Source organism: Halocola ammonii, assembly GCF_049334165.1.
GTDB lineage: Bacteria > Bacteroidota > Bacteroidia > Flavobacteriales_D > Sanyastnellaceae > JBEGHD01.
This window is the reverse complement of the sequence record NZ_JBEGHD010000002.1, coordinates 49,326-69,832: the sequence shown is the minus strand read 5'-3', so window position 1 is coordinate 69,832 and position 20,507 is coordinate 49,326. Positions and strand designations below refer to the sequence as shown.

General features: G+C 45.1%; 14 protein-coding genes. 10 read left to right on the top strand and 4 right to left on the bottom strand.

What is annotated here, in order from left to right:
- Window position 1 precedes the first annotated feature (1 nt).
- Window positions 2–2,269 carry an NADP-dependent malic enzyme gene (locus ABHV44_RS02500; protein ID WP_459073067.1) on the bottom strand — a complete coding sequence of 756 codons (2,268 nt, stop codon included), beginning with the start codon at window positions 2,267–2,269 and terminating at the stop codon, window positions 2–4.
- A gap of 407 nt (window positions 2,270–2,676) precedes the next feature.
- Here ABHV44_RS02500 and ABHV44_RS02495 point away from each other — a divergent pair, with 407 nt between their 5' ends.
- The 5 genes from ABHV44_RS02495 to ABHV44_RS02475 all read left to right on the top strand — a co-directional run bounded on the left by ABHV44_RS02495 (window position 2,677) and on the right by ABHV44_RS02475 (window position 8,026).
- On the top strand, window positions 2,677–4,167 hold the full coding sequence (locus tag ABHV44_RS02495; RefSeq protein WP_459073066.1) for a T9SS type A sorting domain-containing protein: 1,491 nt from the start codon (window positions 2,677–2,679) through the stop codon (window positions 4,165–4,167).
- A 103-nt stretch (window positions 4,168–4,270) separates the two neighbouring features.
- Window positions 4,271–4,768, top strand: a complete 498-nt coding sequence (locus ABHV44_RS02490) for a TlpA family protein disulfide reductase (RefSeq protein ID WP_459073065.1) — start codon at window positions 4,271–4,273, stop codon at window positions 4,766–4,768.
- Window positions 4,769–4,820: 52 nt separating this feature from the next.
- Window positions 4,821–6,512: a DUF6029 family protein gene (locus tag ABHV44_RS02485; RefSeq protein ID WP_459073064.1), complete on the top strand. Its 1,692-nt coding sequence runs from the start codon at window positions 4,821–4,823 to the stop codon at window positions 6,510–6,512.
- A gap of 13 nt (window positions 6,513–6,525) precedes the next feature.
- Window positions 6,526–7,422: an Omp28-related outer membrane protein gene (locus ABHV44_RS02480; RefSeq protein ID WP_459073063.1), complete on the top strand. Its 897-nt coding sequence runs from the start codon at window positions 6,526–6,528 to the stop codon at window positions 7,420–7,422.
- 1 nt (window position 7,423) lies between these two features.
- Window positions 7,424–8,026: an outer membrane beta-barrel protein gene (locus tag ABHV44_RS02475; RefSeq protein ID WP_459073062.1), complete on the top strand. Its 603-nt coding sequence runs from the start codon at window positions 7,424–7,426 to the stop codon at window positions 8,024–8,026.
- On the opposite strand, the gene ABHV44_RS02470 is transcribed toward ABHV44_RS02475, so the two are convergent.
- Window positions 8,015–11,197 carry a WD40/YVTN/BNR-like repeat-containing protein gene (locus ABHV44_RS02470; RefSeq protein WP_459073061.1) on the bottom strand — a complete coding sequence of 1,061 codons (3,183 nt, stop codon included), beginning with the start codon at window positions 11,195–11,197 and terminating at the stop codon, window positions 8,015–8,017. The genes ABHV44_RS02475 and ABHV44_RS02470 overlap by 12 nt on opposite strands.
- Before the next feature lie 247 nt (window positions 11,198–11,444).
- Between ABHV44_RS02470 and ABHV44_RS02465 the strand changes: the two genes are divergently transcribed.
- Window positions 11,445–12,464 carry a TolB family protein gene (locus ABHV44_RS02465; protein ID WP_459073060.1) on the top strand — a complete coding sequence of 340 codons (1,020 nt, stop codon included), beginning with the start codon at window positions 11,445–11,447 and terminating at the stop codon, window positions 12,462–12,464.
- Window position 12,465: 1 nt separating this feature from the next.
- Window positions 12,466–13,257, top strand: coding sequence for a hypothetical protein (locus ABHV44_RS02460; RefSeq protein ID WP_459073059.1), 792 nt, complete (start codon window positions 12,466–12,468; stop codon window positions 13,255–13,257).
- Window positions 13,258–13,260: 3 nt separating this feature from the next.
- Here the strand turns inward: ABHV44_RS02460 and ABHV44_RS02455 are convergent, their stop codons facing one another.
- Together ABHV44_RS02455 and ABHV44_RS02450 are read right to left on the bottom strand one after the other, a co-directional pair.
- Window positions 13,261–13,722, bottom strand: a complete 462-nt coding sequence (locus ABHV44_RS02455) for an LEA type 2 family protein (protein WP_459073058.1) — start codon at window positions 13,720–13,722, stop codon at window positions 13,261–13,263.
- A 46-nt stretch (window positions 13,723–13,768) separates the two neighbouring features.
- Window positions 13,769–15,166, bottom strand: coding sequence for a dipeptidase (locus ABHV44_RS02450; protein WP_459073057.1), 1,398 nt, complete (start codon window positions 15,164–15,166; stop codon window positions 13,769–13,771).
- A gap of 288 nt (window positions 15,167–15,454) precedes the next feature.
- On the opposite strand from ABHV44_RS02450, the gene clpP reads away from it, so the two are divergent.
- From clpP to mutS, 3 genes are all read left to right on the top strand, one after another.
- A complete protein-coding gene (gene clpP, locus ABHV44_RS02445; protein WP_459073056.1) occupies window positions 15,455–16,138 on the top strand; it encodes an ATP-dependent Clp endopeptidase proteolytic subunit ClpP in 684 nt (227 codons plus the stop codon).
- 89 nt (window positions 16,139–16,227) lie between these two features.
- The gene (clpX, locus tag ABHV44_RS02440) at window positions 16,228–17,463 is read left to right on the top strand and encodes an ATP-dependent Clp protease ATP-binding subunit ClpX (RefSeq protein WP_459073055.1); all 1,236 of its coding nucleotides are present in this window, start codon (window positions 16,228–16,230) and stop codon (window positions 17,461–17,463) included.
- Between the two features lie 196 nt (window positions 17,464–17,659).
- Window positions 17,660–20,287, top strand: a complete 2,628-nt coding sequence (mutS, locus tag ABHV44_RS02435) for a DNA mismatch repair protein MutS (protein ID WP_459073054.1) — start codon at window positions 17,660–17,662, stop codon at window positions 20,285–20,287.
- Window positions 20,288–20,507 lie beyond the last annotated feature (220 nt).

Sequence of the window (20,507 nt, the reverse complement as noted above, 5' to 3'; positions counted from 1 at the left end):
ATCAACTCTTGGATTGGGCTTCTACTACAGCAATTCTAATCATGTTGAGAATCTCTCTCACGCTGCAACCCATTTGAAGTACGTGGAAAGATTTTTTCATCCCCAGCAGAATTGGTCCGATCGCTTCTTTGTCACCGAGCTCCTGAATTAATTTGTAGGCAATGTTACCTGAAGCCAGGCTTGGGAAAATTAGCGTGTTGGTTTTGCGGTTTTTCAAAACCGAAAAAGGGAAATTCTCTTTGAGCAAGTCATTGTTCAATGCAAAGTTTGCTTGAAGCTCTCCATCCACAATAAGTTGCGGGTGCTCTTCGTGAAGAATTTTCACAGCCTTTTGAACTTTGTCCACATCTTTTCCCTGAGATGAACCGAAATTGCTGTAAGAAAGCATGGCGATTCTCGGTGTAATTTTCAATTTTTTCACAGCATCGGCCACCAGCAAAGTAATATTCACAAGATCGTCAGCTGTTGGTTCGTAGTTCACGGTAGTATCGGCAAAGAACACCGGCCCCTGGTTGGTTTGAATGATGTACATCCCGGCAACTCGAGAAACCCCTTCTTCCATTCCGATGACTCTCAGAGCCGGACGAATTACACTTCCGTAGTTTCTGGTAATCCCAGAAATGAGCGCATCCGCCTCTCCGGCATTAACTAAAGATGCACCGTAGTAGTTTCTATCTCGCATAAGCTTGGATGCTTCGAGAAGAGTCATACCCTTTCGCTTTCTTTTCTCGAAGAGTTCTACTGCAAAGGCATCCGCTCTTTTATCGTTCGCTTTATCTTTTGGATCGATGATTTCTACATCGGGTAGTTCAAGACTGTGGGTTTCGATCAGCTCTTTGATCTTCTCGCAATTACCGAGTAGCACCGGCTGACAAATACCCTCGTCCACAGCTTGCTCTGCAGCTTTTAAGATTTTATAGTTGTCGCCTTCTGCGAAAACAACTCTTCTCGGATTTTTCTTTCCTCGTTCGGCAACTCCCCTGATCAACTTGTTGTCTTTACCCATTCTCTCATTGAGGGACCTTGAGTATTCTTCCCAATCGGGAATATCAACTCTGGCTACACCGCTTTCTACAGCGGCTTTTGCAACGGCCGTAGAAACCCTCGAAAGAAGTCGCGGATCGAGTGGTTTTGGAATTATCAATTCGCGGCCAAAAGTGATGTTTGACATATCGTAAGCCTCGTTCACTTCTTCTGGAACAGATTCCTTGGCGAGCTCGGCAATGGCTTTTACAGCAGCAATCTTCATTTCTTCGTTAATTGCCTTGGCCCTCACATCAAGAGCCCCTCTAAATATGTAAGGGAATCCGAGAACGTTGTTTACCTGGTTTGGGTTATCAGAACGACCAGTCGCCATGATCACATCTTTGCGAGCTTTTCTCGCTGCATTATAAGTAATTTCGGGATCGGGATTGGCCAGTGCAAAAACGATAGGATTTTTTGCCATCGACTTCACCATTTTTTCGCTGACAATTCCTCCGGCAGAAAGACCTACAAACACATCGCAACCTTTCATGGCAGCTTCCATGTCTTTCACCTTCTTTTTAGTAGCAAACTCAGCTTTGCGCTTATCCATATCATCGCGATCTACGTGCACCAGGCCCTTGCTGTCAAACATGATGATGTTGTCTTTCTTCACCCCCATGCTTTCGTAGAGCTTCACACAAGACATAGCTGCCGCACCAGCACCGCTAAAAACTACTTTGATTTTACTCAGTTTCTTTCCTGCCAGTTCAAGTGCATTTAGTAAAGCTGCAGCTGAAATGATTGCAGTTCCGTGCTGATCATCGTGCATTACAGGAATATCCAGCTCCGCCTTTAGTCGATCTTCAATTTCGAAAGCTTCAGGAGCTTTGATGTCTTCGAGGTTTATTCCTCCAAAAGTTGGAGCGATCGCTTTTACCGTTTCTACAAACTTGTCGACATCTGAAGCATCCACTTCTATGTCAAAAACATCGATATCGGCAAAGATTTTAAAAAGCACTCCTTTACCTTCCATCACAGGTTTAGAGGCTTCAGGACCAATATCTCCCAGACCTAAAACAGCAGTCCCGTTAGAAATCACACCAACGAGGTTGCCCTTCATGGTGTATTTATAAGCGTCTTCTTTATTCTTCTCTATCGCTTTACAAGGTTCGGCCACACCTGGAGAATAGGCCAGAGATAAGTCTCTTTGTGAGCTGTAAGGTTTTGTCGGAATCACTTCCAGCTTTCCTTTTCGACCCTGCGAGTGGTAGTCCAGCGCCTCTTGCTTCCTGATTTTGCTCATGTTTCAGCTAGTTTTTTTGAGGCGCTAAAGGTATTAATTAAATGAGGGAGAAAAATTGGGAGAGGCAAAATTCAGCTGATGCAGACCAGAGATTGGTAGGATTTCAATAATCATTTATCACGATACTCCACATACTGAGCAATCAACGGTGACCATTTGAAACTCACAAATACACTCTTCGGGATTTATATTGGATTCCTATAAATGAACAAAACCCAGGATTAACCAACAAAACACCTTTGTTTAATAACATTAAACTCAAAACCTGGAACTCAATATGAAATTCCTATCACTTAAACAAGCAGAAATTAGCATTTCGATAGTTTGGCAGAAAATGATAACGAAATAGAAAAGTATGTCTTACATTTACGAGATCGAATTTTAGAAACCAACCAAAATTTATTCTTATGAAGCGACTTTTACTTTTCACATCTATCCTGGTGTCGACTCTCTTGTTGAGCTTTAACTCATCTGCTCAACTAGAAGATGGATCTATAGCACCAAACTTCACCATCACAGATCTAGATGGTAATCAACACGAACTTTACGACTATCTCGATCAGGGATACACCGTAATTATTGACCTTTACGCTGTATGGTGTGGACCTTGCTGGAACTACCACAACACCGGAACTGGTCACCCAAACGCTGGTGCACTTAAGGATCTTTACAACCAATACGGTCCTGAAGGAACTGATGAAGTGATTGTAATGGGTATCGAGAGCGATGCATCTACACCTGCTGGAACTATCACTGGAGGAGGAAACTCAATTGGTGACTGGACAGTAGGAGTACCTTACATTATGGCAAATGATGACCAAATCGCAGGACTATACAACCTGGCTTACTACCCAACTGTATATGGTATCTGCCCTAGTAGAGTAGTGACAGAAGTAGGACAACAATCTGTTGCCAACCTGTATTCTTTTGCTCAGGCGTGCCCTGTTGCTACAGAAGGAACTGATGGTGGCCTTACCGCTTCTCAAACTGCTGAGCCAATTGCTTGTGGAGACTATGACCTTAAAGTTGGTCTTCAAAACCTCGGATCTGAAGATTTAACTTCAGCAAGTATTGAAGCCGTGATCAACGGAAACGTTGTTGCCAGTACAGAGTGGACAGGAAATCTTTCTACTTACGAAATTGCAGACGTTGAAGTTGGAACTGTGAATGTAACATCAGACACGGAAGTGACTTTCAACATCACTACAGCAGATGACCTTGAAACAAACGACTCATATACTGAGCTCATCAATGCTTCAGATCTCGCATCTTCCACTATTACAGTTCGTGTGATTACTGATTATTACTCTCAGGAATGTAGTTGGGAAATCAAAGATGGTTCAGGGAATATTATTGATTCTCACCAGTACACTTCGGCTGATGCTCTAGAAACTCACGAACATGAAGTAAACCTAGGCTCTGATGCAGATTGCTTTACTTTTACAATTTACGATGATTATGGTGACGGAATGTACTACACCGGCCCTCAATCAACAGGAAACCCAGCTAATTATGGTTACGAAATCATTGGCTCAACTGATGAGAACTGGATTATCGCAGAAGGAGATGGAGACTACGAAGACGAAGACTTCAATGGATTCCGCACAGATCCAACCGCGTCAGTTACCGAAGTTGATTCTAAATCATCACTCAGCATCTACCCTAACCCAACAAACGGAATCACCAATGTGAACTTCGACCTTGCAAAAGCGAGCGATGTTACATTGACTGTTTACAACATGGTAGGTCAGCAAGTGATCTCTGAAAACTTTGGTAGCATGAAAGCTGGTCAGCACAGAGATGTGATCGACATGAACGAGCTTGAGCCAGGAGTTTACATCATGAACTTTACGATTGATGGTGAAGCTATCACTAAACGAATCACCAGAACACGATAAAGCATAATTCAATCCCTTTATTTAAAGAGTCAGTAGTTTGGTATTCATATTGCATCCGAGCTGCTGACTCTTTATTTTACTGAATTCACTAAATCCAATATTCATGCTTAGATATTCATTTTTTGCTCTCTTCTGTATCCTATTTGCGACTACAACATTGGCTCAGGATAGCCAACTACCATCTGTTCAACTCAGAGACCTCAACCGTCAGACAGTTGACACCAAAGAATTTTCGAACAACGGCAAGCCGATCATCATTAGCTTTTGGGCAACCTGGTGCGCTCCGTGCAAAAAAGAATTGAACAACATCGCGGACATCTACCCAGATTGGCAGGCAGAAAGCGGAGTTAAGTTGATTGCCATTTCCATTGATGACGCCCGAAGCTCTACTCGTGTTCGTCCTTACGTAAATGCTCAGGCATGGGATTACGAAGTTTACCTCGACCCAAATGGTGACTTCAAGAGAGCTATGAACGTTAACAACGTGCCTCACACTTTCCTGATTGATGGTGAAGGCAATATCGTTTGGCAGCACAATGGATACACTCCCGGAGATGAAGAAGAATTATTCGAAAAAGTGATGGAGCTGGTCAATGGCTAGCATCTCAAAAACTCTCTCAACCTGACTCTTTAGACCAAAACCTGTTTTTCAAATGAAACTTTTGAAACAACTCTCCCTTGTCGTTTTTTTGGCAGTGCCAATTTTTGGCTTCGCCCAACAACAAATAAACTTGCCGGACGACCTGGGGCAAATTTCTGGAAATGTCCAGGTCCTTTTCCAGCAATACAACGAGGACTCTGCAATTGGCGCTGTCACTCCACCCGAGCAGGCTACCATGAATGCTTTTACTAACCTCAACTATCGAAGAGGAAAATTTAGCGCTGGAATTCGCTACGAATCCTACCTCCCCAGACAAGCCGGTTATCCTAATAGATTTACCGGTACAGGACTGGGTTATCGGTATGCAGCTTTTACTCAGGAAAACCTATCGGTGACGATTGGGAATTTCTATGAGCAGTTTGGAAATGGACTCGTACTTCGCAGCTACGAGGAGCGAAACCTCGGACTCGACAATGCAATGGATGGAGTGAAAGTCAACTACTCGCCTCTTGCTGGAGTCTACCTGAAAGGTGTTTACGGAAAAATGCGCTACAACTTCAACGATGGTCTCATAAACACCGATGGCTATGTTCGGGGAATCGATGGTGAAATCTTCGTGAACCAACTGAAAGAATCGTGGCTCTCGGCAAAAACACAGGTTATCCTCGGGGGAAGCTTCGTGAGTAAGTATCAACGAGATAATCGCTCTGACCTGGTGCTCCCCGAAAACGTAGGTTCCTGGGCTGGCCGCATGACGGTTCAACGAGGGCCAATCAGCGTGATGGGTGAGTACGCTTACAAAATCAATGACCCATCGCAAGACAATGGCTACATTTACAAGGATGGCCGCGCCCTGCTGATGAATCTGACATACGCTACAAGAGGTTTCTCATTCACCTTTGATGCCAAGTCCATAGACAATTTCAGCTTTAGACCAGATAGAAGTCTTCAGATTACAGACGCTACAATCAACTTCCTTCCGGCAATGACTCGCCAGCACTCCTACATTCTGGCTGGCACTTTTTACCCGTATGCCACACAGTTTAATGGCGAGGTCGCCTTCATGGCCGAAACCGCCTTTAAAATTCCACGAAGCGATGCAAAGTGGAACAAATACGGAATGGATGTAATCGTAAGTTTTGCTCAGGCATACAACCCGGACACCACGCACATTGCCTCTGTGGAAGACGGACAACGCAACGGCTACAGAACCAACAACTTTCTATCTCCCGGAGATCAGCTAAACTTCAGTGATTTTCACATTGTGCTCGACAAAAAATGGTCGAAAATGTGGAAGACGAAATTCAGCTACTACAATTTCGTTTACAACAATGATGTGAACCAGGGTGCTTACTTCCTGGATGGATCAGCAGTAAAAGGAAATGTTTACGCTGACGTTTTCATTGCTGAGATCAACACGAAGTTGAAAAAGAAACACAACCTGCGTTCAGTTTTCCAATACATGAGAACCGATCAACACCAGGGAGACTGGATAGCTGCAGTTTTTGAGTATAGCGTTTCTCCTCACTGGATTTTTGCTGTACTCAATCAGTACAACCTCGGTAACCCGAAGGAAGACAACAAGCTTCACTACCCATTTGGATCTGTCACGTATGTCAACGGTGGCAACCGATTCAGCGTGGAATACGGAAAGCGAAGAGCAGGAATCTTCTGTGTTGGAGGTGTTTGCCGACCGGTACCTGCGTCAAATGGCTTAACTTTGACAATAACAAGTAGTTTCTAAAAACTCATTTGCCATGAAATTTCGATTTTTATTCCTACCCGTATTTATAACACTCGCATTTTTCACTTCTTGCGACTATGTGGATGACCCAACTGAGGACACGAATACAGGCGGTGGCGGTGGAACTGATACCACTGTGGCCATGAAAAGAGACATCCTACTAATGGACTTCACAGGCCACCAGTGCTCAAACTGCCCGAACGCTGCTGTGACCGCTGAAGGCATTTACGAAGACTATCCAGAGCAAGTGACTGTACTAGGAGTTCATCCAGACCTTGATGGACTTTCAACTCCTGTTGAGGGTGATCCGGGAGATCCATTTGTGACTGATTTCAGGACTCCGCTTGGACTCCAACTACAAAACCAATATGACATACAATTTATGCCACTCGGTGTAGTCAGCGGAATCGAGGTTGACGGCTCTTACTGGCTCGGTGTAGGGAGTTGGAGGTCAACCGTAGAAAGCATTCTTGACGATCCAAAAATTGCGGAAATCGAAATCATTCTGAATTATGACACTACGAGTCGTGAGCTCAACATCAGCACAACGACTGAAGCTATCGAAGAGTGGGATGGAATGTACTCACTCAGTGTCGTGATGGTAGAAGACAGCGTAGTCGACTGGCAGAAAAATGGAACTGGGGGTCAACCTTCAGATCCAAACTATCCTTATGGGAATATTCCAGACTACGTGCATCGCCATGTTCTGCGAGGAGCTGTAAACGGAGTTCAAGGTACCGGATTGGTAACCACCGATCAGATCACTTCACCAGGACTAACTTTCGAAAATGAATTTCCTCACACGGTAAGTGAAGAATACGATCACAGCCACATGTACGTTTACGCTTATGTTTTCAATGCGAACACTTACGAGATAATCGATGTTTCACATGCAAAACTTATTGAATAGCATGCGAATTTTTCTTCTTTCTACCCTTTTCATTTTAGCAAGTGTCTTTACTGCTCACAGCCAGCTCACTTTTACAGCAGGTGTTAAAGCGGGTGCTGTAACAAGCCAGGTTGGCGGTGATGGACTTGCCGGCTTCGACAAGTTTGGCCTCACCGGAGGGGCACACGTAAAAATGAACTGGAATGAAGACTGGGGTCTGCAAATGGGACTACTTTTCGTCCAAAAAGGCAGTCGTCAGATTCCCGACAATGAAAAAGGCATTTTTGAGTACGCCCTAAAATTTAATTACCTGGAAATTCCAATTACACTTCAGCGCGACCTTGGAAATTTTTCACTTGGTGGCGGTGCTTATGCTGGTGTCCTTATTTCTGCAAATGAAATCAGAGCAGGTGCTGAAGCTGACATTTCAGAAGCTTACGAGAAACAGGACATTGGCGTGTTGCTCGATGGCACATTCCACCTGTCAGAAACCGTTTTTATAAACGGCCGTGTCACTCAGTCAATTCTACCGGTGTTGCCAGCTCCCGAAGGATCGGTTGATCCTTTCTACAGGAGCGGACAATACCATACTGCGGTTCAGCTAATGCTCGGCTTATCGCTCTAGCGGCTCGTAGTCTTTGAAAAGAGAAAGCTGATAACTTTCAACTTCTTCTCTCCACTCTTTCCATTCATTGGCGAAGAACTCATTGACTTGAGCAATCACCACTTCGGTTTCGTTTTCCGCTTTGCGCAGTGCGTTCATAGCATTTTCGCCAGGAGCACGTTCGTCTGAGCTAATGTAAGAGTGAGCGTTGTAGAGCAGGTTATTCAATCGCAAAGTGACGTGATCATAACCCTCAAAACCTCGTGGGTTCATATAGAGCGTTTCGAGGCTGTCGAGCGTTTTAATCAGTGTTTTTGAAGAATCGATTAGCGCCTGAGCCACAGTATCGTCAGCAGTTTTCAAATTACCCTGAATCAATTCGATTGTCTTCCGGGCCTCTTTGAGTCTTTCGAAACCGGCATCAGCAAGCTCCACTGTTTCATAGAGTCTTTTCACAGCCATCTCTCTCTGACGGTGTGCATCGGGAGAAAACTCAAGGCGTGGATCAGCGTGAACCGTGAGCATGGTCGAGTCTTTCTCACCTTTGTACTCCATCACAACCTTGTACGCTCCTGGAGCTACCCGCAATCCACCACCGGGTTCTTTTTCTTCGTCCTTCCGTTTTTCTCTACTCGGCCAGCGAACACCTTTCCTGTCCAACCCCCATTGAACACGCATCACAGCGGTGTCGGCTTTTGCCTGGAAATTTCTGAGTGTGTCTCCTTCCTGGTCAATAATTTTCACATCGATTTCATCTTTTTCCTTCTCCTCGGAGTCTTCACTCTCTTCTACATCTTCATCCGATTTCTCCTCATTTGCTCTCGGAATGAATACTGAGAAATTTGCTCCTGAGCTTTTGTTTTCTCCTGCAAAATGAAAGTCTGCATTGAACCGCTCACCGGCTGGTCGCATGTAGCTCGCCAGGTAAGCATCCGGAGCTGAAAGAATTGTAAAGCTCGATTTATTAAATCGCTCTTTGGAAGCAAACTCTCTAAGTGGAGTGATGTCATCGATGATATAGGCAGCACGGCCAAATGTGCCAACGATCAAGTCGTTTTCTCTTGGGTGGATTTTTAAGTCGCGGACAGCCACTGATGGAATTTCGTGTTCCCAAAGCTGCCAGTTGTTTCCGTAATCAAAGGAGACGTAAAGTCCGCCTTCCGTTCCCAAAAACAGCAAACTTTCCTCTCCGTCCTGATGATCTTGTGCAATACACCAGGTGGGGTTGTCAATTTGATCTGGCGTTGCAATTCGTTTCCAACTCTTACCGAGGTCTTTGGTGTGATAAACCAACGGCTCCCAATTGTTGCGCATGTAGTCGATTGCCACAACAAAAGCCTCATTTTTAAATGCATCGCCTTTATGAACTTTAGAAGGAACAATCTGATTAATCCATGCTCCTTCGGGAAAGCCTTTCATTGAGCCAGTGCAGTTCTTCCAGTTTTGTCCTCCATCGGAAGTGACCTGCACGTTTCCGTCATCAGTTCCAACCCAAATAATGTCCTGATCGATTTCGCTGGGAGCAATAGTCGTAATCGTAGTGTAGTTTTCGGCTTTCGTAGCATCGATGGTGAGTCCACCACTTTCTGCCTGCTTTTGCTTTGTGGTGTCGTTGGTTGTCAGATCCGGAGAAATAATTTTCCAGCTTGAACCACAGTCGCTACTGTAGTGCACAAACTGACTTCCAAAGTAAATTCCGCAATCGGAAAAAGGATCCTGTGCGATTGCCGCATTCCAGTTGAATCGTAGCTCCTCTCCCTCAGGGTGGTTCGGCTGAACGAACTGACTCGCACCAGTTTCGGTGTCGACCCAGGACACGTTTCCTCCCTGGTACATCGCATAGGCATAGCGTGAATCGGCAGGATACGGAACCACATCAAATCCATCACCAAACAAGATTTCCTGCCAGTCTTCGTTGCGAATTCCTCCGTAGTGCCACACGTAGCCCGGACCTTTCCACGAGCCGTTGTCTTGCATTCCTCCATACACATTGTAAGGAATGTCCATGTCGTAGTTGATGTGATAAAACTGGCCGAGTGGCAAGTTGTTGATGAACTTCCAGGTATCGCCACCATCTCTCGAGATGTTGAGTCCTCCATCGTTTCCATCGATCAAAAAGTCGGGGTCCTTTGGGTGAATCCAAAAGGCGTGGTGATCAGGATGAACGCCACTGTAGGGCAACATCACATCCCAGGTTTTACCACCGTCTTCGCTTTTGGACACTACCGAGTAGAGATTGTAAAGTCTGTTGGGATTTTCTGGATCAATGAAAATGTCTGCGTAGTAAAACGGACGGTTTCCAATGTTTTCAGTCGTTACCAACTTCCAGTTAAATCCGCCATCGACAGACTTGTAAAGTCCGGTTTTTTTAGCTTCTACAAGCGCGTAGATAATTTCCGGATCTGAGGGAGAAATCGCCAGTCCGATGCGGCCGAGTTGGCCTTTTGGCAGACCATTTTCTTCGGTTTTCTCTTTCCATGTTTTTCCTCCGTCAAAAGTGATGTACAATCCTGAGCCTTCCCCTCCTGAGTTGAAGGTCCACGGCTTTCTACCATACTCCCACATCGCTGCAACGAGCTTGTTGGGATTGGTAGGATCTACTACCAAATCGGCACAGCCAGTTGATTCATTTACGTAGAGAACTTTCTCCCACGACTCACCGCCATCGGTGGTTTTGTAAACTCCTCGCTCGGGATTTTCTCCCCAGGCAGAGCCCATTGCTGCAGCGTAGACGATCTCCGGATTCGTCCGGTCGATGATCACACGGTGGATGATTTTCGTTTCTTCCAGTCCCATGCACTCCCAGGATTTTCCGCCATCGATACTTTTAAAAATCCCGCGACCGCTGCTGTGAGAATTTCGTGGATTTCCTTCTCCGGTTCCGGCCCAGATGATGCTGGGATTGCTCTGGCAGACGGCAACTGCACCTATCGACTGTGTGGGCTCGTCTTCAAAAATCGGCTCCCAGGTGAGTCCGGCACTTTTTGATTTCCACAAACCACCAGATGCAGTTCCTACAAACATCACGTTTGGGTCTTCTTCAATGACATCGATAGAAGTGACACGACCACTCATCCCTGCCGGTCCGATGTGGCGAACACTCATGTTTTTGAATAAATCCATTTCGGGTTGCTGCGCGAAACCAGTTGCGGCAACTAAAAGAAAAGCTAAGAGAATGGAGAAGTTTTTCATGAATTTTGAAAAGTTAATTTCTCCAAAAATAGAAAAGGAGGGAGTAATGTGGAAAGGATTGTGTTGGGCGGTTATCAGGAGAAGTATTAGGCATTTCTAGGAAACAAAAAATCAAACTCGAAAGCAAAACTTTGCTTATGATGTGAAGTGTAGGGCCTTCCCTTTTTGGGATTTTCTGATTAATATTCTAATTTCCCTAGAAACGATTTTCTATAACTAAAGCTTTGTACAGGTGCCTTTCATTAACATGACCAAAACATCAATATTAACGATCCTATTTGCATCCCTGGCTATACTTTCTTGTCGAAAAGACAAGGAACTGCCGCTTTCACCAGAAACTGATGCCGAATGTTATGAATTTCCATTTCTAAACATCTCATATTTTTCAGATAGCCGTTTTCAGTATCAGGCACCTCATTTTAACCCTAATAATGGAAATGAATTTGTCTATTTTTATATGGATCATGAGCAAGGTGAATATCTCTTAATGAAACACGACCTGTCCACTGGCACTAACACTGAAATAATTAGTAGCAATTATAAAATATATAGGCAGCCCAAATGGAGCAGAAAAGGCTGGATAGCGTTTACAAGAGCGCCTGATTATGTGGATCATATTTTCATGGTAAAGGAAAATGGAGATAGTCTTACACAAGTAACTCAAAATGTTGGCAACTATGACCCTGCATGGGACAGTACAGGTGAAAATCTGTACTGGCAGCACTCCCCAAACTTGGCAATTCCATACTACTTATTGACCAAACCCCTACATAGTTCCTTGCCCCCAGACACAGTTATGCATACTAGCGGTGAAAATCATGGGCGTGCCACACACAATGATATTTCCATCGAAAATAGAATAATATGCCGTACCTCGATCAACAATGATCTCTCTTTAGGCTACGCATCACTAGAAGATTTCAACTTTACTGAGTTGATAGACCTCGCAGACAGTGATCTGATCGGCCTGACTGGATTAACCTGGTCAAATAACGACCAGACAGTCTATTTCACCGTTGCCAACAAAGGCCTTTATAAACTTTCTGTCAATAGTGGGCAGTACACAAAATTGATAAACCATTGTGATAGCAAGGACTACAAAAACATTTCTTGTTCTCCGGACGGTACAAAGATGATTGCAGAAAGAGTCGACAGGCACCTCGAAAAAAACGAGGCCGGAAATCCTACCGGCAATATCATTGAAAACTCCTCCATTTACATGATTGACCTTTCAACCCTGGAAGAAACTAAAATTAACCTCGATTAAAATGAAGCAAAACATTTGGATCTTTTGCCTCTTAATTTTAACTGGGCAAGCAATTGCACAAGACGAAAGTTCCTTTACAGTGGAAATAGGAGGAAGCTATAACAAGTTTGAAATGTCATCTTTGAATCAACATTATTTTGAAGCTTTTGCAATCCCTCAAGGTCATTTTGAAGCTCCAATTAATGACGGTTATAGCGGGCAAGCCAATATAATTTTCAAAACTCACGCTCCTATTGATTTTGGACCTTACCTTAAACATAATCAAGGTAATTCAACAGGGTCGCCAGCTTTCCGAGAAACAGACAATCAGGGAAATATTACGAATGTCTACACAGGAGAATCTTCTCTAAAAGTCAGTTCTACAATTGTTGGACTGAACGCCAACTTACACATCAGTGATTTGCTCGAATTTAAAGAGTCTGAATCATCAATCTTTCGAAATACGACTTTAACAGTTGGAGCTGGTGTTGGATGGGCATATTCATCTTTGCTTTCGAGTATTCAATATCCTACACCAGCGCCCAATGCAGAGAGTCAGATTTTAACATCTTCAGATTTTCAGGGACAGACCACTCTAAAACTGGAATACCCCTTCCTGAATCGTAAGTTCTTCGGAGCAATAGGAATTCATGCGGGATATCAATATTTGCAAACGTCAACATTAAAAGATAATTCAGGAAATGACTGGGTAGTGTTCGGGGAACATCCTATTAGTCTGGATTTCTCAGGAGTTTTCACAGGCTTACATCTACGATTTGGCTTGCAGAATTCCACCGGATATACTTCCGACTAAGCTTCACCTACTCAACTCCACATCCTGGTCCACTTCAATCCCGACATCGCGGCCGATAAAGAGAGCTTTGGCTCTGAGATCGCCATCTGCTTTCACGTGAACTTTTCTGAAAAGAAGTGCGGAAAGCAGCGTTTCGAAAAATGAAGTGCTCAGCCCTTCGAGGTCGCTGTTGACGATGATCGTGTAGCGTTGCTTAGTCTTCTTTTTGATCACCACCTTTTCGGAAAGTGTGACTTTGCCCACTGGTTTTCCATTGAGAAAAAGATCGACATCCGACTCCACCAGCTTTACATTGTAAAAGTTGGGATTGTAAATGTCCACTTCGATTTCGGCTTCCATTCCATCTTTCCCGATTTCGGTCATGCGCAAGTCTTTCACTTCAGACACTTCTACATCCTTGTAGAGATTGCAGGAAGTGACAAGAAACACGATCAAGAGCAGTGGAAGGAACCGGAAATTTTTCATGCTAGTAAAAAGTAAAAGCGGGACTAAAATTGTCCCGCCTTTTAATTTATTTCTGCGCTGCCATTTCTTCAGCGAAGTACTTGTAAAACCTTGGAATGGTCTCAATCCCCTTGAAGAAATTGAAAACTCCGAAATGCTCGTTTGGCGAATGGATCGCATCCGAATCGAGTCCGAAGCCCATCAAAACGGTTTTCAAACCGAGGATCTGCTCAAATGAAGCTACGATTGGAATACTTCCTCCCCCTCTGTCAGGAATGGGTTCTTTTCCAAAAGTGTCTTTCATCGCGCGGCTTGCTGCCTGGTAGGCCGGTGAGTCGATTGGCGTCACTGCCGGCACTGCCCCGTGGTGCGGAGTTACTTTCACGGTAACTGAATCCGGAGCAATTTTCTCAAAGTACTTGGTGAAGAGTTCGGTAATTTTCTTCGGGTCCTGATTTGGAACCAAACGCATGCTGATTTTTGCATGAGCTGAAGATGGAATCACCGTTTTGGCTCCTTCCCCCTGATAGCCGCCCCAAATTCCATTGACATCGAGAGTCGGACGAATCGACTGGCGCTCCATGGTGGTGTAGCCAGCTTCGCCTTCCACGTCTTTCAGACCGATAGATTTCTTGTACTCTTCTTCATCAAAAGGCGCTTTGGCCATTGCTTCGCGCTCCTCTTTGGGAACTTCGGCAACGTCATCGTAAAATCCATCGATAGCAATGTGCTTGTTTTCATCACGCAGTTTGGCAATCATCTCGCTGAGCACGTTGATCGGATTTGGCACAGCTCCACCGTAAAGTCCACTGTGAAGATCTCTGTTTGGCCCGATCACTTCAACCTGCACGTAGCTCAAACCACGAAGCCCAACTGTGATAGATGGCGCGTCCTTGCTGATCAAACCAGTATCTGAGACCAACACCACATCAGCGGCAAGTTTCTCTTTATTGTTCTCGAGGAAAGGCTCGAGGTGATCTGAACCTACTTCTTCTTCGCCCTCGATCATAAACTTGATGTTGCAAGGAACCTCATCGTTTTTCATCATGGCTTCAAAGGCCTTCACGTGCATGAACATCTGTCCTTTGTCGTCAGACGAACCACGGGCGAAAATGGCACCTTGTGGGTGAAGTTCGGTTTCTTTGATCACAGGCTCAAATGGCGGTGAAGTCCAGAGGTTGAGCGGATCTGGCGGTTGAACATCGTAGTGACCGTACACCAAAACAGTTGGCAAAGAAGGGTCGATAATTTTTTCTCCGTAAACAATCGGATGACCACCGGTTTCGCACACTTCAACTTCATCGGCACCCGATGAGCGCAAGTCTTCAGCAATCATTTCTGCAGCTTTGCGAATGTCATCTTTGTGGGCCGGATCGGTAGATACCGATGGAACGCGCAACAGCTCCAGCAGTTCGTCAAGGAACCGCTGTTTGTTGGCATCTATAAACTTTTGAACAGCTTCCATATTTATGTTTTTCTAAATCAAAAATTGAAAGCTCAAAGTTCGCAATTTTCTGCACCACTGCAAGCCGGATATGGCAGGCTGTCATGAAGATGAAATGGCAGTGAAACCGGGACTTCAAACACCGGTAGTGAGAAAAGCTCTGCCACCTTTGCAGATCAACCAGAGTGGCGTTATTTTCGCAGTGCCAAATCGAAATTCATTTTTTGACTTTTGCAACAGTTCATTTTTAGCGTTTTTGCTACTATTGACTTTGCAAACCATCTACAAATCGACTCAAAAAGATAAACCATGATAGACCCAAACAGCAAAGAGTTTAAAAAATTCGCTACAAAGCACCAGGGAATTAGCAGCATGCACCTCGATAATTACATCGAGTCATCGCTAACTCCATACATTATTGAAGAGCGCCAAATGAACGCTACTCAGCTCGATGTTTTCTCTCGTTTGATGATGGACCGCATCATTTTCCTCGGAACGGGAATCAACGACCAGGTAGCTAATATCATCCAGGCACAACTCCTCTTTTTGGAGTCTACCGATAGTGATAAAGACATTCAAATTTACCTGAACTCACCGGGAGGTAGCGTTTATGCCGGACTCGGAATTTACGACACCATGCAGTACATTAAGCCCGATGTAGCTACAATCTGCACGGGAATGGCCGCTTCGATGGGAGCAGTTCTGCTTTGCGCAGGTGCTGCCGGAAAACGTACGGCACTCACGCACTCTCGTGTGATGATTCACCAGCCAATGGGTGGAGCCCAGGGTCAGGCTTCGGATATTGAAATTACTGCTCGCCAGATCCAGATGCTCAAGAAAGAGCTCTACGAAATCATCGCTGATCACTCTGGACAGCCCTACGACAAAGTGTGGGAAGACAGTGACCGCGACTACTGGATGAAAGCAGAAGAAGCTAAAGAGTACGGAATGATTGATGAGGTACTTGGAAGAAAAGCGGCCTCTAAAAAATAACGGAACTGCCCGGTTTGCGGGATGAAAATAAATAAAGTCGTACCTTATGGTGCGACTTTTTTTCACCTAACAAACTCACAACAACAATTATGAGTGAAAAAGAAATTACCTGTTCGTTTTGCGGCAGAAAGAAAAGCGAAGTAAATATTTTGATTGCCGGAATCACCGGACACATTTGCGACAGCTGCATCGGACAAGCCGAAAACATTGTAAAGGAAGAGCTGACACAAAAGCAGAATAGCCAGGTGGAAGCCAGCCTTACGCTACAAAAGCCAAAAGACATCAAAAAGCTTTTGGACGAGTACGTGATCGGTCAGGAGAATGCCAAAAAAGTGCTTTCTGTTGCAGTTTACAATCACTACAAAAGACTTCTCCAACCGAAGTCTAAAGAAGATGACGACATCGAAATTGAGAAGTCGAACATCGTGCTGGTAGGAGAAACCGGAACGGGAAAAACACTTTTGGCCAAGACCATCGCCAGAATGCTGAATGTTCCATTTTGCATTGCCGATGCCACCATCCTTACTGAGGCAGGTTACGTGGGAGAAGATGTGGAGAGCGTGCTTTCACGACTGCTGATGGCTGCCGACTTTGACGTTCCTGCAGCGGAGCGTGGAATTGTATTTATCGATGAGATTGACAAAATTGCCCGCAAGAGCGACAATGCCAGCATCACTCGGGATGTTAGTGGAGAAGGCGTGCAGCAAGCGCTCCTCAAACTCCTCGAAGGTTCCACTGTTAACGTGCCGCCACAAGGAGGAAGAAAGCATCCAGAACAAAAATTGATTCAGGTTGACACGAAGAATATTCTCTTTATTTGTGGTGGTGCCTTTGACGGCATCGAAAGACACATTGAAAGACGTGTAAAAACAGCCACTATCGGTTACGGTTCTCACAACAGCGAAATTCAACAAGGCGATGACATTTTGCAGTACATCGCCCCTACCGATCTCAAGTCTTATGGATTAATTCCAGAGTTGATTGGACGTTTCCCGGTTTTGTCGCACCTCAACCCATTGGATGCCGAAACATTGAAACGTATTCTCACGGAGCCTAAAAACGCTCTTGTGAAACAGTACGAGCGCCTGTTTGAAATGGATAACGTGAAGTTGACCTTTGATAAGAAAGTGCTTGACTTTATCGTTGAAAAAGCCATCGAATACAAGCTCGGTGCCCGCGGTTTGCGCTCCATTTGTGAAGCTATAATGACCGATGCGATGTACGACCTGCCTTCGGAAAAAGGCAAATCGGAGCTAAAAATCACTCGAAGCTATGCCGAAGAAAAGTTTGGCAAATCCAAGATGAGCCAGCTCAAGGTGGCGTAGCTCGCTTGTTGATACAATGTGAAAAAAAGACGATCGAAAGTAAGTTAGCTCCCTACGAGAACTTTTACCTTTACTTCGATCGTGCCAATCTTACGAGATTCCTTTTAGAAAACTGTCGCTGCATGAGTGAAATCCAGCGACAGTTTTCATTTAGAGAGCTCAAATTTGTACTTTAATCAGAACCGTTTCAACCCACATGGCTGCCACAAAAAGTAAAGAGAAAGAGACTGTTACTCCGCTGATGAAGCAGTACAACAAGATGAAAGCGCGTTATCCTGATGCGCTGTTGCTCTTTAGAATTGGTGACTTCTACGAGACATTCGGTGAAGATGCGGTAAAAGCAGCTCAAATCCTCGGCATTGTACTTACCAAAAGAAAAAACGGTGCTGCAGCTTATGTGGAACTGGCGGGTTTTCCACACCACTCGCTCGATACTTACCTCCCAAAGTTGGTGAGAGCAGGCAATCGCGTTGCCATCTGTGACCAACTGGAAGATCCCAAAGCGACAAAGAAGATTGTGAAACGCGGAATCACAGAACTGGTGACTCCGGGAGTTTCGTATAACGACCAGGTGCTCGAAACACGCAGCAATAATTTCCTGGCTGCAGTGCACATGGACAAAAGCAAGGCCGGAATTTCTTTCCTCGATATTTCTACAGGGGAGTTCCTGGTTGCAGAAGGTAGTTTCGATTACATCGACAAACTTCTACAGGGATTTAAACCAAACGAGGTGCTCTTCAAAAAGTACGGCAACAAGGAGTTTATCAGCCATTTTGGCGATAGGTTCTACACCCACCATCTCGAAGACTGGGTGTTTACAGATGAATTTGCTGAAGACTCTCTCAACAGTCATTTTGGTACAGCTTCTCTCAAAGGCTTTGGAATCGAAAACTACTCTCTTGGAATTGTTGCTGCCGGTGCGGTGCTACACTACCTCGGAGAAACCAAGCACACCGACACGGCTCATATCCAAAATCTGAGCCGTATCGAAGAGGAAAAGTACGTGTGGCTCGATCGCTTCACGATCCGAAACCTCGAGCTGATCCACTCGCCCAACGAAAACGCGACAACACTCATCGATGTGCTCGACCACACGGTTTCGCCAATGGGCGCACGTTTGTTGAAGCGCTGGATTGTGCTTCCGCTTAAGGATCAAAAACCAATTGAGCAACGACTCAGCGTTGTCGGCCACTTTATCCACCACATGGAGGATGCCGAAAACCTGAGCCGCGAACTGAAGAAAATCGGAGATCTCGAAAGGCTCACCGGAAAGGCCGCTACTGGAAGGATCAATCCGAAGGAAGTCGTTCAGCTCAAGCGTGCATTGTTTGCCATTGAGCCAATCAAGGATTTTTGTGAAAAAGCTGAAAACGATGAGCTCAACAAAATTGGTGAGCAACTCAATCTTTGCAAAATCCTTCGCGATCGGATAGAAAATGAAATTGCCGAAGATCCGCCCATGCTCCTTTCTAAAGGAAATGTTATTCGTGACGGAGTGAATGAGGAGCTCGATGAGTTTAGGCAACTTGCACACTCGGGCAAGGATTATCTGCTTAAGATTCAACAACGGGAGATGGAGAAAACTGGAATCCCTTCTCTGAAAGTCGCCTACAACAACGTGTTTGGCTACTACCTGGAGGTGAGGAATACTCACAAAGACAAAGTTCCAGCAGAATGGGTCCGGAAACAAACTCTCACTCAGGCTGAGCGCTACATCACTGAAGAACTAAAGGAATACGAAGCCAAAATCCTGGGAGCTGAAGAAAAAATCGGTGTGCTCGAAAATCGACTCTACAATGACCTTGTCCTAAGCATTGCCGACTATATTTCACCTATGCAGCTTAATGCAACTTTAGTTGCCAGGCTGGATGCACTTTTATCGTTCTCTAAAATCAGTCTGAAAAACGAATACGTGAGGCCGGCCATTAAGGACGACAAAGTTCTGAATATCAAAGAAGGGCGGCACCCGGTTATCGAGCAAAACCTGCCCCTTGGTGAAGAATACATTTCCAACAATGTGTACCTAGACACCGAAACCCAGCAGATCATCATGATTACCGGTCCGAACATGAGTGGTAAATCAGCTCTTTTGCGCCAAACAGCACTGATTACTTTACTGGCGCAGATCGGTTGTTACGTTCCCGCAAAGTCTGCAGAGATCGGATTGGTCGACAAAATTTTTACGCGCGTAGGGGCATCGGACAACATCTCCAGCGGAGAGTCGACTTTCATGGTGGAGATGAACGAAACGGCCAGCATTCTCAACAATCTCACCGACAGAAGCCTGGTACTGCTCGATGAAATCGGCCGGGGAACCAGCACCTACGATGGGATTTCTATCGCATGGGCGATAGCTCAATACATTCACGAAAACCCCAGCTCAAGAGCCAAAACACTCTTTGCAACTCACTACCACGAGCTCAACGACATGGCTTCCACTTTTGGCCGAATCAAGAACTTCAATGTGTCGGTGAAAGAGATCGACAACAAGATCATTTTTCTCAGAAAGCTCGTTGCAGGTGGAAGCAACCACAGCTTCGGAATTCATGTAGCTAAAATGGCCGGAATGCCATCAGCAGTAGTGAATCGTGCAAAGCAAATTCTCAAGCACCTCGAAAAGTCTCACAAGAGCGAAGACCTGGGTGAAAGCACCAAATCGCTGGCTGAGCAAGACGAAATGCAGTTGAGCTTTTTCCAATTGGATGACCCCGTTCTCGAGCAAGTGCGCGAGCAAATACTACAAACCGATATCGACACGCTAACTCCCGTGGAAGCACTGATGAAGCTGAATGAGATCAAGAGGATGGTGAGTGGGAAGAAGTGAAGTAGGCAATTGAGGAGCTAATCAATTACGAATTGCTGACTGGTACGACCAGCAATATTTGCCAATAGAAATAGTCCCGTTGATGTAAAGAGGAACCTAGCAGGTTCCAATGTTTGTAGCAAAGAGTTTATGAAGTAAGAGCCCGACCCCGGAGTGGGTCGAATATTCTTTGCTCAGCTAACAAACAGAAAGGTGCGACCCCGCTGGGGTCGATTGCTCG